Source organism: Lachnoclostridium edouardi (assembly GCF_900240245.1).
GTDB classification, from domain to species: Bacteria; Bacillota; Clostridia; order Lachnospirales; family Lachnospiraceae; genus Lachnoclostridium_A; species Lachnoclostridium_A edouardi.
Map to the genome: position 1 here is coordinate 2,228,258 of NZ_OESQ01000001.1, position 12,022 is coordinate 2,240,279.

10 protein-coding genes are annotated in these 12,022 nt (G+C 42.4%); 8 read left to right on the plus strand and 2 right to left on the minus strand.

From position 1 onward, the window contains the following. The first annotated feature begins 1 nt into the window (after position 1). The 5 genes from C1A07_RS10450 to clpX all read left to right on the plus strand — a co-directional run bounded on the left by C1A07_RS10450 (position 2) and on the right by clpX (position 7,468). Positions 2–991: a glycosyltransferase family 2 protein gene (locus C1A07_RS10450; protein ID WP_101877054.1), complete on the plus strand. Its 990-nt coding sequence runs from the start codon at positions 2–4 to the stop codon at positions 989–991. 64 nt (positions 992–1,055) lie between these two features. Next, positions 1,056–2,468 carry an undecaprenyl-phosphate glucose phosphotransferase gene (locus C1A07_RS10455; protein WP_101877055.1) on the plus strand — a complete coding sequence of 471 codons (1,413 nt, stop codon included), beginning with the start codon at positions 1,056–1,058 and terminating at the stop codon, positions 2,466–2,468. A gap of 36 nt (positions 2,469–2,504) precedes the next feature. Further along, positions 2,505–4,355, plus strand: coding sequence for an LCP family protein (locus C1A07_RS10460; protein WP_101877056.1), 1,851 nt, complete (start codon positions 2,505–2,507; stop codon positions 4,353–4,355). A 104-nt stretch (positions 4,356–4,459) separates the two neighbouring features. Then, positions 4,460–5,926: a S1C family serine protease gene (locus C1A07_RS10465; protein ID WP_101877057.1), complete on the plus strand. Its 1,467-nt coding sequence runs from the start codon at positions 4,460–4,462 to the stop codon at positions 5,924–5,926. A gap of 153 nt (positions 5,927–6,079) precedes the next feature. Continuing rightward, positions 6,080–7,468, plus strand: coding sequence for an ATP-dependent Clp protease ATP-binding subunit ClpX (clpX, locus tag C1A07_RS10470; RefSeq protein ID WP_101877058.1), 1,389 nt, complete (start codon positions 6,080–6,082; stop codon positions 7,466–7,468). Positions 7,469–7,473: 5 nt separating this feature from the next. Here clpX and C1A07_RS10475 read toward each other — a convergent pair whose 3' ends face one another. Then, positions 7,474–9,240 carry a S8 family peptidase gene (locus C1A07_RS10475; RefSeq protein WP_101877059.1) on the minus strand — a complete coding sequence of 589 codons (1,767 nt, stop codon included), beginning with the start codon at positions 9,238–9,240 and terminating at the stop codon, positions 7,474–7,476. Positions 9,241–9,339: 99 nt separating this feature from the next. Between C1A07_RS10475 and lspA the strand changes: the two genes are divergently transcribed. Together lspA and C1A07_RS10485 are read left to right on the plus strand one after the other, a co-directional pair. Further along, positions 9,340–9,792 (plus strand): signal peptidase II, encoded by a 453-nt coding sequence (lspA, locus tag C1A07_RS10480; protein WP_101877060.1) that lies wholly within the window; start codon positions 9,340–9,342, stop codon positions 9,790–9,792. Positions 9,793–9,863: 71 nt separating this feature from the next. Then, positions 9,864–11,156, plus strand: coding sequence for an HlyC/CorC family transporter (locus C1A07_RS10485; RefSeq protein ID WP_101877061.1), 1,293 nt, complete (start codon positions 9,864–9,866; stop codon positions 11,154–11,156). A 53-nt stretch (positions 11,157–11,209) separates the two neighbouring features. Here the strand turns inward: C1A07_RS10485 and C1A07_RS10490 are convergent, their stop codons facing one another. Next, a complete protein-coding gene (locus C1A07_RS10490; protein WP_101877062.1) occupies positions 11,210–11,569 on the minus strand; it encodes a TIGR04086 family membrane protein in 360 nt (119 codons plus the stop codon). Positions 11,570–11,706: 137 nt separating this feature from the next. On the opposite strand from C1A07_RS10490, the gene scfA reads away from it, so the two are divergent. Continuing rightward, positions 11,707–11,853 (plus strand): six-cysteine ranthipeptide SCIFF, encoded by a 147-nt coding sequence (gene scfA, locus C1A07_RS10495; RefSeq protein WP_101877063.1) that lies wholly within the window; start codon positions 11,707–11,709, stop codon positions 11,851–11,853. The last annotated feature ends 169 nt before the right edge of the window (positions 11,854–12,022 follow it).

The following is a 12,022-nucleotide window of genomic DNA, read 5'->3' on the forward strand; positions in this document are numbered from 1 at the left end:
TATGAAAAAAAAAGTAACTGTGGTGATTCCTAATTATAATGGTCTGAAATTTATGGAACCTTGTTTCCAGGCGTTAAGCAGACAGACCAGTAAGGCTTTTGATCTTCTGGTAGTGGACAACGGCTCTGCAGACGGAAGCGCAGAGTGGTTAAGGGAGCACAAAATCCCCTCTATTTTTCTGAAGGAAAACACCGGGTTTTCCGGCGCGGTAAACAGAGGGATTCAGGCAGCCAAAACGCCGTATGTAATTTTACTGAACAATGATACCCAGGTATTTCCTGAGTTTGTGGAGGAGCTTTTAAGGTGTATCGAGCGCTCTCCGAAAATATTTTCCGTCAGCAGCAAAATGCTTCAAATGTATAAGCCTGAGCTGTTAGACGACGCCGGGGACATGTATACTCTTATGGGCTGGGCCTTCCAGAGAGGCGTAGGCCAGTCTTCTAAGGGATATAAAAGTGCCTGCAGGGTTTTTTCTGCCTGCGCTGGAGCGGCGATTTACAGAAAGTCAGTATTTGAGGAAATTGGATACTTTGACGAGATGCATTTTGCCTATTTAGAAGACATGGATATTGGATACAGGGCTAAAATCGCCGGGTATGACAATCTTTACTGCCCTGGAGCTAAGGTATATCATGTGGGAAGCGGCACCAGCGGATCTAAATATAATTCTTTTAAAGTAAAGCTGGCTGCCAGAAATAATATTTATCTGAATTATAAAAATATGCCTGGGCCTCAGCTGTTATTAAACAGTTTGCCTTTAGGGGCGGGGATCTTTGTAAAATATTTATTTTTTAAGAAAAAGGGTTTTGCCGCTGATTATGTGGAGGGCTTAAAAGAAGGCTTGAAAACTGCCAGAAAATGTAAAAAAGTTCCTTTTAAGAGGGAAAATCTGTCCAATTATGCAGCGATTGAATGGGAGCTGCTGGCGGGAACATTAATCTATATATATGAATTTTCCATAAGACAGTTAAAAAAATTTTCAATATTGTAAGAGATTTTTAATGCATAAAGAAAAGGATTCATGTATAATGGATGAGATGTTGAGGTGATATCAAATGATTAAAGACCACCAGCGGGAGTTTAACAGACTCCAAGTTGTTCTGGACGCTATTATAATTATGGCGTCCTACGGATTGTCCTGGCTGTTGATGGAAATAGGACTGGTGCCGTCTAAGGGTAATACCTTAGAGGGCCAGTATTATTTTTTGGCCCTGATTTTAGTAGTGCCGTCTTATTTGCTGCTGTATGGGATTTTCCGTCTGTACACCCCAAAGCGTGTACAGGGCAGAAGACTGGAATTTGCTAATATATGTAAGGCCAACAGTATTGGCCTTTTGATTTTTACTCTTGTACTGTATTTGCTGGGAAAAGATATTTTCTGGCAGCATTTCTCACGTCCCATGGTACTGTATTTCTTTGTAATTAATATTGTGCTGGAGACAGTGGAGAGAAATGCCATCCGCATGACCCTGCGCTCTATGCGCTCTAAAGGATATAATCAAAAATATATTCTTTTAATCGGCTACAGCCGGGCTGCAGAAGGATATGTAGACAGAGTGCTGTCAAATCCAGAGTGGGGGTACAGAATCGCCGGTATTTTAGACGATCATATTCAAAGGGGAAAAGAGTACAGAGGCGTCCGCATTATTGGAAATACGTCAGAGCTAAATACAATTCTGGACATGAATGTGCTGGACGAAATTGCCATAACTTTAAGTATTAATGAATACAAGAATCTGGAAGAAATCGTAGCTGCCTGCGAAAAATCAGGCGTGCATACCAAATTTATTCCTGATTATAATAATATTATTCCTACAAAGCCTTATATGGAAGACCTTTTAGGACTTCCTGTAATTCACATCCGCCACGTGCCGCTGACTAACGGCATCAATGCGGCTATGAAGCGGGCTATGGATATTTTCGGAGCATTGACGGCGATTATATTATTTTCACCTGTTATGTTATTAACTGCAGTGTTAATAAAGCTTACTTCTCCAGGACCGATTATTTACAGTCAGGAGCGGGTGGGACTGCACAATAAGCCGTTTAAGATGTATAAGTTTCGATCCATGGAGGTGCAGAAGCCTTCAGAGGAAAAAGAAAAGTGGACTACGCCTCACGACCCAAGAGTTACTTCAGTGGGTAAGTTTATTCGGAAAACCAGTATTGACGAGATGCCCCAGTTTTTTAATATATTAATGGGCAGCATGAGTTTAGTAGGTCCAAGGCCGGAACGGCCGTTTTTTGTGGAAAAATTCAAAGAAGAAATTCCCAGGTATATGGTAAAGCATCAGGTGCGTCCTGGTTTGACTGGATGGGCTCAGGTAAATGGATACCGGGGAGATACATCTATTACAAAACGCATTGAACATGATTTATATTATATTGAAAACTGGACCCTTGGATTTGACTTTAAAATATTGTTTTTAACTGTTTTTAAGGGATTTATTAATAAGAATGCATATTAGGAACCGGCACAAGACTTGAGAAAAAAGAGGTAAGGCATGAACCGTGATTTTGATGATGAATTAGGACGTTCACGCGGACGAAAAAGCAGGAGAAAACCGTCTATGCGGGATACTGAGCCAAAATATGACAGCAAGGGCAGAATAGCGGCCAGAAAAACTGCAGCGACAGACAGTACAAAACGTGAAAAAACAACGTCCCCAAGAATGCGGGCTAGAAATGAAAAAGCAAACAAAAGAAGAAGAATTATTGCCATGATTGTGGCAGAGTGTTTCACTCTTATGTTTATTTTTGGCTATGCATTTGTTATGAAGCGTTTGAATTTAATTCAGCGTTCAGAAGAATTTAAACAGGAAGATATAAGAAACCCGGAAATTACCATTGACACATTAGAAAAAATGGAGGGCTACTGGACCATAGCTTTATTTGGAGTAGACAGCCGGGGAAGCAATGTGGAAAAAGGAACTAATGCAGACGTAAATATGATCTGCAATATTAATCAGGACACAGGAGAAATCCGGATTGTGTCAGTGTTCAGAGACTCCTATTTAAACATTGATGATGAAGGCTCTTATAATAAAATTAACCAGGCGTATTTTAGGGGAGGCCCTTCCCAGGCAGTAAAGGCCTTAAATAAAAACCTGGATTTAGACATTACAGATTATGTAACATTTAACTGGAAAGCTGTAGCTGATGCTATTAATATTTTAGGCGGTATTGACCTGGAGTTAAGTAAGGCGGAGTTTTATTATATAAATTCCTTTATTACAGAAACGGTTAAGGCTACAGGCGTTGCTTCAAAGCATTTAACTCATGCGGGAATGAATCACTTAGACGGAGTCCAGGCAGTTGCTTACGGCCGTTTAAGATTAATGGATACAGATTTTGCCAGAACAGAAAGACAGAGAAAAGTCATTGAACTGGCTTTTGAGAAGGCCAAAAAGGCAGATTTTGTTACATTAAATAATATTATTGTTACTGTGTTCCCTCAGGTTTCCACCAGTATAGACTTTAACGACATGGTAAGAATCGCCCAGATTTTTGATAAGTATCATTTGGGAGAAAACGGCGGCTTCCCATTTGCAAGGGGCGACGCCAATATGGGGAAAAAGGGAGCCTGCGTAATTCCTCAGACGCTGGAAACCAACGTAGCGGAGCTTCATCAGTTTTTATTTGACGACGACAATTACACTCCAACAGACTCTGTGAAAAAGATCAGCGCAAAAATTTCCGCTGATTCAGGAATGTATAAACAGGGCACGTCGATTGACCATGTTTCCACAGAGGGAGGAGTTATCTCCAAGCCAAAGGCTCCTACAAAAGCGGCAGATGAAAAAGAGACGGAGGCAACTAAGGCTGAAGAATCTACAGAAGAAACAACAATGTCAGGAATTGACATTGACGGCGATGGAATCCCGGATATAGATTTAGAGGATGAAGAGTTTTGGGCAAATCCTGATAACTGGCCTCGCGACGAAGACGGCAATGTTATCTATCCAGGCTGGAATGATCATGGAACCGGAAACGGTCCGGGAAGTGAATCTGGTTCAGATGCTACAAAGCCGGGCAGTACAAAACCGGATTCTACAAAACCTTCCTCTACAGACACTACAAAGCCGGACGCCACTAAACCTGATTCCACAAAACCAAGCAGTACCAAACCAGGGGAAACAGAAACGCCTAATAGTACAAGACCCACAGAAACCCTTCCTTCCGGCACTACTGCGGCAGAGCAGGAAGGTCCGGGAGGCGGAATGGCAGGAACAGAAAGCCCTGGAAACGGAAATACAGAAGTGGTTGTGCCTCCTCCTGGAGCAGAGAATGAAAACAACAGTTCAGTAGGTCCCGGCGGGTCGGCAGGCCCAGGAGTAGTGTCTCCAGGTATGTAGCTCTCCCTTCTCCTTTCATAATTTTATAATAAAATAAACACAATTTCATCACAGATTGCTGGTAAACTCTTAACTGTAATTAAGAGAAAGGAGAGATATCAATCATGTATGATGAGAGAGATCAGGAATATAGAGGAGAACATAGTGAGGAAGACCAGAATACAGTAAACGGTCAGGAAAACAGAGACAACGGTTTAGCAGGAGAACAGCAAAAACAGCAGACAGAAACATCAGGACAAGAAAGACCAGAATATGAAAAGACCAGTTCTTTCCAGGAGAGGGAAAGATATATAGATAGGGAAAGAGCTGAGAGAAATATGGTTCTCCCGGAAAAAAGAGGCAGAAAAAAGGGAGGTATAGGTAAAAAGGCAGCATACGTTACAGCGGCAGCTTTGCTGTTCGGCGTGGTGTCAGGAGGAACTATGGTAGGAGTAAACATGATTGCCAATCTGGCGTCAGGAGGTTTTAGATACTCCATACCACAGACAGAAACACAGGCAAGTACAGAAAAAGAAAGCTCGGCAGATTCATCCCAGAGCAACAGCGCTCCTGCCTCTTCTGCAGTAATGATGGACGTATCCGCTATTGTAAAGGAGGCGATGCCTTCAGTAGTAGCTATTAATAATACTATGCTGTACCAAAGCCAGTCCTGGTTCGGGCCTACTCAAACATATGAGGTGCCCAGCAGCGGCTCAGGAATCATTGTAGGAGAAAATGATGACGAGCTTTTAATTGTGACAAATAATCATGTGGTGGAAAACTCCAATGATCTTCAGGTAGTGTTTATTGATAATCAGTCAATAAAAGCAGCAGTAAAGGGCACAGATGTAGAAAACGATTTGGCAGTGATCGCCGTGGCATTAAAAGATATTCCGGCAGATACATTAAGCCAGATTAAGGTAGCTACATTAGGAAACTCTGATGATTTGGCAGTGGGCCAGGGAGTTATCGCTATAGGAAATGCTCTTGGATACGGCCAGTCTGTAACAGTAGGATATGTAAGCGCCTTAGACAGGGAAGTAAAATCTGAAGACAATTACGCCAGAAACCTGCTGCAGACAGACGCAGCTATTAACCCAGGCAACAGCGGCGGAGCTCTTTTAAATATGAAGGGCGAAGTAATTGGAATTAACGCAGCCAAATATTCCTCCACAGAGGTTGAGGGAATGGGGTACGCGATTCCTATTAGCAAGGTAAAAAATATTATTGACGACCTGATGACTAAGAAAACACGTGTGGAAGTAGATCAGGATAAGCAGGGTTATCTTGGCATTGAGGGAGTAGATGTCAACGAAAATATGATGAATACTCTGGGAATGCCAAGAGGAATCTATATAGTAAATATTGTAGAGGACGGAGCAGCATCTAAAACTGACTTACATGAAAAAGACATTATTACTAAATTTGACGGACAAAGCGTAGGCAGCATGGATGATCTGAAAAATCTTCTCACATATTATGAGGGAGGAGACACTGTAGATTTAACGGTTCAGTCTCTTCAGGACGGACAGTATGCAGAACGTACGGTACAGATTACCTTAGGTCTCCGTCCAGCAGAACAGCAGCAGTAATTATTTAATATGAAAACGCCGCTTCCCGGCCCTTAAAGAGCCTAGAGGAAGTCGGCGTTTTTCTGCAGCCAGCATTTAGAAGGGATGTACGTTCTTGTCATTCACAGACATCTGGGATATAATTAATAAATAGGATAAAAAGGAGAAAAGAACTTGGAAGATAAAGAAAAGCGTGATGATGATTATACTTATGAAAAAATATGTTATGTTTGCCGCAGGCCGGAAAGTAAAGCAGGTACAATGATCACTATGCCTGGAAATATGTGTCTGTGCCACGATTGTATGCAGAAAGCTTTTGACTCTGTGACAAACGGCAGCATGGATTGGTCTAAGATTCAAAATATGCCTTATATGAATTTGAATCTTAGCGATTTATCTAAAATGAACATTCCGGGAATGGAGATTCCTGAAAAGCAAAAAGTAAAAAAGAGAAACAGTGATAAAAAGCCGGAGATGGCCATGAAGGATGTGATGCCGCCCCATGAGATTAAAGCCCGGCTGGATGAATATGTAATCGGGCAGGAGAAGGCGAAAAAAGCTATTTCCGTTGCGGTTTATAATCATTATAAAAGAATGTACCTGGACTATAAAAAGACAGACAAAGAGGATAAAAAAGAGACAGAAGAGGTTAAAATCGAAAAGTCCAATATTCTCATGCTGGGCCCTACAGGAAGCGGAAAAACATATTTAGTAAAAACTTTGGCAATGCTTTTAGATGTGCCGCTGGCTATTGCCGACGCTACCTCTCTTACAGAGGCAGGATATATTGGAGACGATATTGAAAGCGTGATCACAAAACTTTTGGCTGCAGCGGGAAATGATGTGGAGAAAGCAGAACACGGAATTGTTTTTATAGATGAAATTGATAAAATTGCAAAGAAAAAGAATACAAATACCCGGGACGTCAGCGGGGAGGCAGTGCAGCAGGAGCTTTTAAAGCTGTTAGAGGGAGCTAAAGTGGAGGTGCCTGTTGGCTCTAACCAGAAAAACGCCCTTACTCCCATGGAAACAATAAACACAGATCATATTTTGTTTATCTGCGGCGGAGCATTTCCTGATTTGGAGCATATTATTAAGGAGCGGCTGACAAAAAAATCCTCTATGGGATTTTCCGCTGAGCTAAAAGATAAATATGACCAAGATCCTCATTTGCTCAGCCATGTGACAAATGAAGATTTAAGAAGCTTTGGAATGATCCCTGAATTTCTAGGTCGTCTGCCGGTGACAGTTACCTTGGAAAAGCTGACAAAGGAGCTGCTGGTGAAAATACTGAGCGAGCCGAAAAACGCTATTTTGAAGCAGTATATAAAGCTGCTGGAGCTGGATGAGGTGAAATTGACCTTTGAGGACCAGGCTTTAGAGTGGATGGCAGAAGAGGCGATGAAAAGAGACACAGGAGCCAGAGCTTTGAGAGCGATCCTGGAGGAGTTCATGTTGGATATTATGTATGAAATCCCCAAGGACCCTAATATTGGTTCAGTAGTTATTACACGTCAGTATTTAGAGAAAAAAGGCGGTCCTTTGATTCAAATGAGAGCTTAAAGCAGCTATTCTCTCATGCTTAAAAAGGTTTGATATAAATTCAGCTGTCCATACCCCCATTCTTTAGAAGGGTAGGAATAATAGGGCTGTCTTGTGGCTCCCCTTACTAAGTAAGATTTAATGGAAGCTAAATTCATTACATCTGTCAGCCCTGTAGAATATTCCCAGCTTAGAAGTAAAGCCGCGGCGCCTGCGGCATGAGCGGCGGCAATGGAGGTTCCGGATTTCCGGGTCATAGGAGGCGGAGAATTAAAATTCAAGGCTGCGTCAGGATAAAGTCCAGGTCCGTAAACGTCTACGCCGGGAGCCGTAAGCTCAGGCTTAATCCTGCCGCTTCTTGTAAAACCGCGGCTGGAATGAATAAATATTCCGTCCGTTACATGGTTGTAAGCGCCTACAGTAATTAAAGCCTGGGTATTTCCCGGTTCCATAATAGTAGTGTCGGGATTGGACTGAAGAAATACAGTATTTTCCGAAAGGAAGCCGTGGGCGGGAAGCCACATGTGGAACTGGCCTGTTATGGTCAGCCGGCTGTAAACACGTATTCTCCATATGCCGGTAGTGGGAGACTGAAAGCGTATAAAAATCAGCTGACTTCCGGAACCAGTTTCTGTATTAATATAATTTACAGTAATCGTGGTTTTCTCCAGAAGAAAGGTAATGCGGTTGTCATTTTGGAACACCAGAGGAATACGGGAGATCTGTTCCCCTGTAGGGGAGAGAAAGCCTACAGTATAAAGCTCAGGGTCCCTGGCCCAAAGCTCAGTGACAAAGCCGTTTTCATCCTCCCCTACTCTAAGTTCTACGTCAGTAAAGGATTCTTCTGTGTTAATGGCCCCTAGATAGTGGTGGCTGTAGCCTGTTTCATTTCCGGCTGAGGCTACAGTAACAAGACCGTAGGAGTTGGATAGCTGCTGAATCAGCTGGCAAAGAGGGGATGTACCGTCATGGCTGCCCTGGTTTGTGCCTACGCCTAAAAGCACTACTAAAGGCATTTTGTAGCGGGCCGCCAGAATCAGAAGATATTTGATGCCCATCATAATGTCATTTTCCTGGTATGCCACAGCGCCGGGACGGATATTGTAGAATTCTCTTAAATATTCTTTGGCAGGCTTTAACTTTACAATTCCCAGCCTGCAGCCAGGGGCGGCTCCGGAAAAAGAACCGTTTTCCAGCTGGCCTCCCGCGGCGATGCCGGCTAAAAATGTGCCATGTCCGTCAGTGTCGGTGGAGGGAACAATATCCCTGGGAGAATCAGAGGCAAGAGCATTGTTAATCTGCTCTTCTGTGTATTCTGTTCCATATAAAAGAGCCTCCCCTGTAAAAGCGGAGAGAAAATCAGAAGGGGGGATGACCACTCCGTTATTTTCCTGAATAGTCTGATCCCAGATTCCTAATATTCTGGTACTTCCGTCCGGATTGCGAAACAAGGTGTTTTCGTACTGTATGCCAGTGTCAATAAATCCTATGATTACGTTTTCTCCCCTGGTGTTTAAAGCAGGCTGAGCCAGGGAAGCCGTAATTCCGGAGGCAGCCATACTGGTAGTGTCCAGCAAAGAATAAAGCTTAGGTATGGAGGCGTAAGAATACTTTTCCAGGGAAATAGGGGCTACCTGGGACAATGGAAAATAAACGACTGCATATTCCCGGTTAATAATATCTACACATTCTGTCTGAAGAGTTTCGTAGATTGCGTTAATAGAGGAATTATTGTGAAGAAAAATAAAGTCAGCGTACTGTTCAGACGCCACAGGTTCATTACAGCGAGGCATAAATAGTCCTTAGATTTTTGTAAAATTATATGCCGGCAGGAATGGCAGAATGATAAGTGCGGAAAAATAATTAACAATAATAAAAAAGGAGAATGTGCCATGGCATTTATTGAATTAATAGGAATTTTAGCTGGTCTGGATATTATAATTAAATCTGAGGTGGAGGACAGAGACAGCACTGAATTTCCAAGGGCCTTTGATAAAAAAGGGATCATTACTCTTCACAAAAGCCATAATAAAGGTCTTCCATTTGGCTTTTTAAAAAAATATGAGAGTCTGGTGCGTATGCTGCCTACAGTGACAGCTTCCGCATTAGGGGGGATCTTTTTGTGGCTTATGCAGAAAAAGGGACATGTGCTGGAAAAGCTGGCTGTTTCAGTAACCCTTGCCGGAGCGTTAAGCAACCTTCACGACAGATTAGTAAGAGGCTATGTAGTAGATTACTTTTCTGTTAACTGGAAAGGCCTGAAAAAGATAATTTTTAATTTGGGAGATATCTTTATTTTTATAGGCACTATTTTAATGGTCATCTGTCAGCTAAAGGAGGACTGACCTGTCTATTGACAACTTTTCACATCTATTGTACAATCAGTAGAAAAATATGAATTTAGGAGTTGATTTTGTTGGAACCCAGTGACGCGAACGTCATACAATTAGTAGCTATTATTATTTTAATTATCCTGTCTGCATACTTTTCATCTGCAGAGACTGCCCTTACCACAGTAAATAAGATGCGTATGCGCACGCTGGCGGAAGGTGGAGATAAGCGGGCTGCCACTGTCATAAAAGTGGTTGAGAACCCAGGCAAGATGTTAAGTGCAATTCTTATAGGCAATAATATTGTAAACCTGTCTGCCTCATCCTTAGCCACTGCGGCTGTAATGGACATTTGGGGAAATAAGGCGGTGGGAATTGCCACAGGAGTTCTGACGCTGGTTATTCTTGTATTCGGAGAAATTACACCTAAAACACTTTCTACAATTCATTCCGAAAATATTGCTCTAAGTTATGCTTCCTCAATATATTTTATAATGACTGTTACCACCCCTTTAATATATTTGGTAAATAAGTTATCTCTGGGCGTATTACTGCTGCTTCGGGTGGACCCTAATAAAAAGCAGGAATCTATTACAGAGGATGAGCTGCGTACCATTGTGGAGGTCAGCCATGAAGAGGGAGTAATTGAATCAGAGGAAAAGAAGATTATTAACAACGTTTTTGATTTCGGGGACGCCAGAGCAAAGGACGTTATGGTGCCCAGAATAGACATGGTATTTATTAATGCAGAGGCCACCTATGACGAGCTGCTTTCCTTATTTCGCCAGGAAAGATATACCAGGATTCCTGTCTATGAAGAGACCACTGACAATGTAATCGGTATTATTAATGTTAAGGACCTTCTGCTGATTGACGAGAAAAAAGATTTTTCTATAAAAAACCTGATGCGCCAGCCTATTTATACTTATGAATTTAAAAAGATTTCTGAATTGATGGTTGAGATGCGTGGGGCAGTGAACAACAATATTGTAATTGTTTTAGATGAATACGGCGCCACGGCTGGTTTGATTACATTGGAGGATATGCTGGAAGAGATTGTCGGAGATATCAGAGACGAGTACGACGGGGATGAGGAGGAAGAGCTTATTCAGGTAGGCCAGGACGAATATATTGTAGAAGGCGCTATGAAGCTGGACGATTTAAATGACAGCTTAGACCTGAAGCTGGAATCTGAGGATTATGATTCCATTGGCGGCCTGGTAATCGGACTTTTAGACCACCTGCCGGAAGAGGGCGAAGAAGTGACATATGAAAATGTCCGTCTGGTAGTGGACCAGGTGGAAAAAAACAGAATTGATAAAATCCATTTGTATCTGCTGCATACAGACGAAGAAGAAAAGCAGGAACATGAGGATTAAAGTTAATGGGGCTGTAAAATGACTGATCGGTCATTTTACAGCCCCATTATGTTTTAGCTGGCCATACCGCCGATCATTCCAGAACCGGCGCAGATTCCCAGGACAGCTGCTACCTGCTGAAGATTTCCCGTCAGCCCCTTTTGCATCAGACAGGACATGGCAAATAGCAGGAGAAAGTAACAGCAGCCTGCGGCCATACCCCAGAAAAACCTTCTTTGCCTGGCTCCTTTTCCAGCCAGCCAGCCGCCTAAGAGACAGGTTAGCACATAGATGCCGTAGACGGCTGTAGTAACCTGTTTTTCCCCAAGGCGGAATTTGTAAAGGAGAAAGGCCAGCGTAATAAGAAGAATGCCTGTTAATATGTAGGATACCAGCATGGAGCGCAGAAGGATTTTAACCTTGGAATTACCCATAAGATGTCCCCTTTTATATTCTTATGTAGCAGTATATTCCAGGTTGGCCTGACGTATGCGGAAAATCCTTGCACTGCTGATAAACATGTGATATAATCGCAAAGAACTTCAATAATTTTTCAGGAGGATAGATCAGTATGAAACGTGTAAAAACTTTAAATTCTAACACATTAAAAGATACAATGAAAAAAGGCGGCTGCGGCGAATGTCAGACTTCCTGCCAGTCAGCTTGCAAGACATCCTGCACAGTAGGAAACCAGAGCTGCGAAAACAACAACAGATAATCTTTATCTGAACAGATGATAGCACAGCAGGCAGATGAGGAAAGAGGGAGTGTTGCAAAATAGCATCCTTGCCTATGGCGTAGTTATATTATAATAACACCGTCATAAAGGTTGCTTATTTTTCAGCACTCCCATCTTTGAGTTGTCTGCCAGTTTGCATAAGGAAAAG

Coding starts and splice junctions, on each gene's coding strand:
- C1A07_RS10460 (WP_101877056.1), top strand. CDS start 2,505: ATGAACCGTGATTTTGATGATGAATTAGGACGTTCACGCGGACGAAAA.
- C1A07_RS10475 (WP_101877059.1), bottom strand. CDS start 9,240: ATGCCTCGCTGTAATGAACCTGTGGCGTCTGAACAGTACGCTGACTTT.
- scfA (WP_101877063.1), top strand. CDS start 11,707: ATGAAACGTGTAAAAACTTTAAATTCTAACACATTAAAAGATACAATG.
- lspA (WP_101877060.1), top strand. CDS start 9,340: ATGGCATTTATTGAATTAATAGGAATTTTAGCTGGTCTGGATATTATA.
- C1A07_RS10455 (WP_101877055.1), top strand. CDS start 1,056: ATGATTAAAGACCACCAGCGGGAGTTTAACAGACTCCAAGTTGTTCTG.
- C1A07_RS10465 (WP_101877057.1), top strand. CDS start 4,460: ATGTATGATGAGAGAGATCAGGAATATAGAGGAGAACATAGTGAGGAA.
- C1A07_RS10490 (WP_101877062.1), bottom strand. CDS start 11,569: ATGGGTAATTCCAAGGTTAAAATCCTTCTGCGCTCCATGCTGGTATCC.
- C1A07_RS10450 (WP_101877054.1), top strand. CDS start 2: ATGAAAAAAAAAGTAACTGTGGTGATTCCTAATTATAATGGTCTGAAA.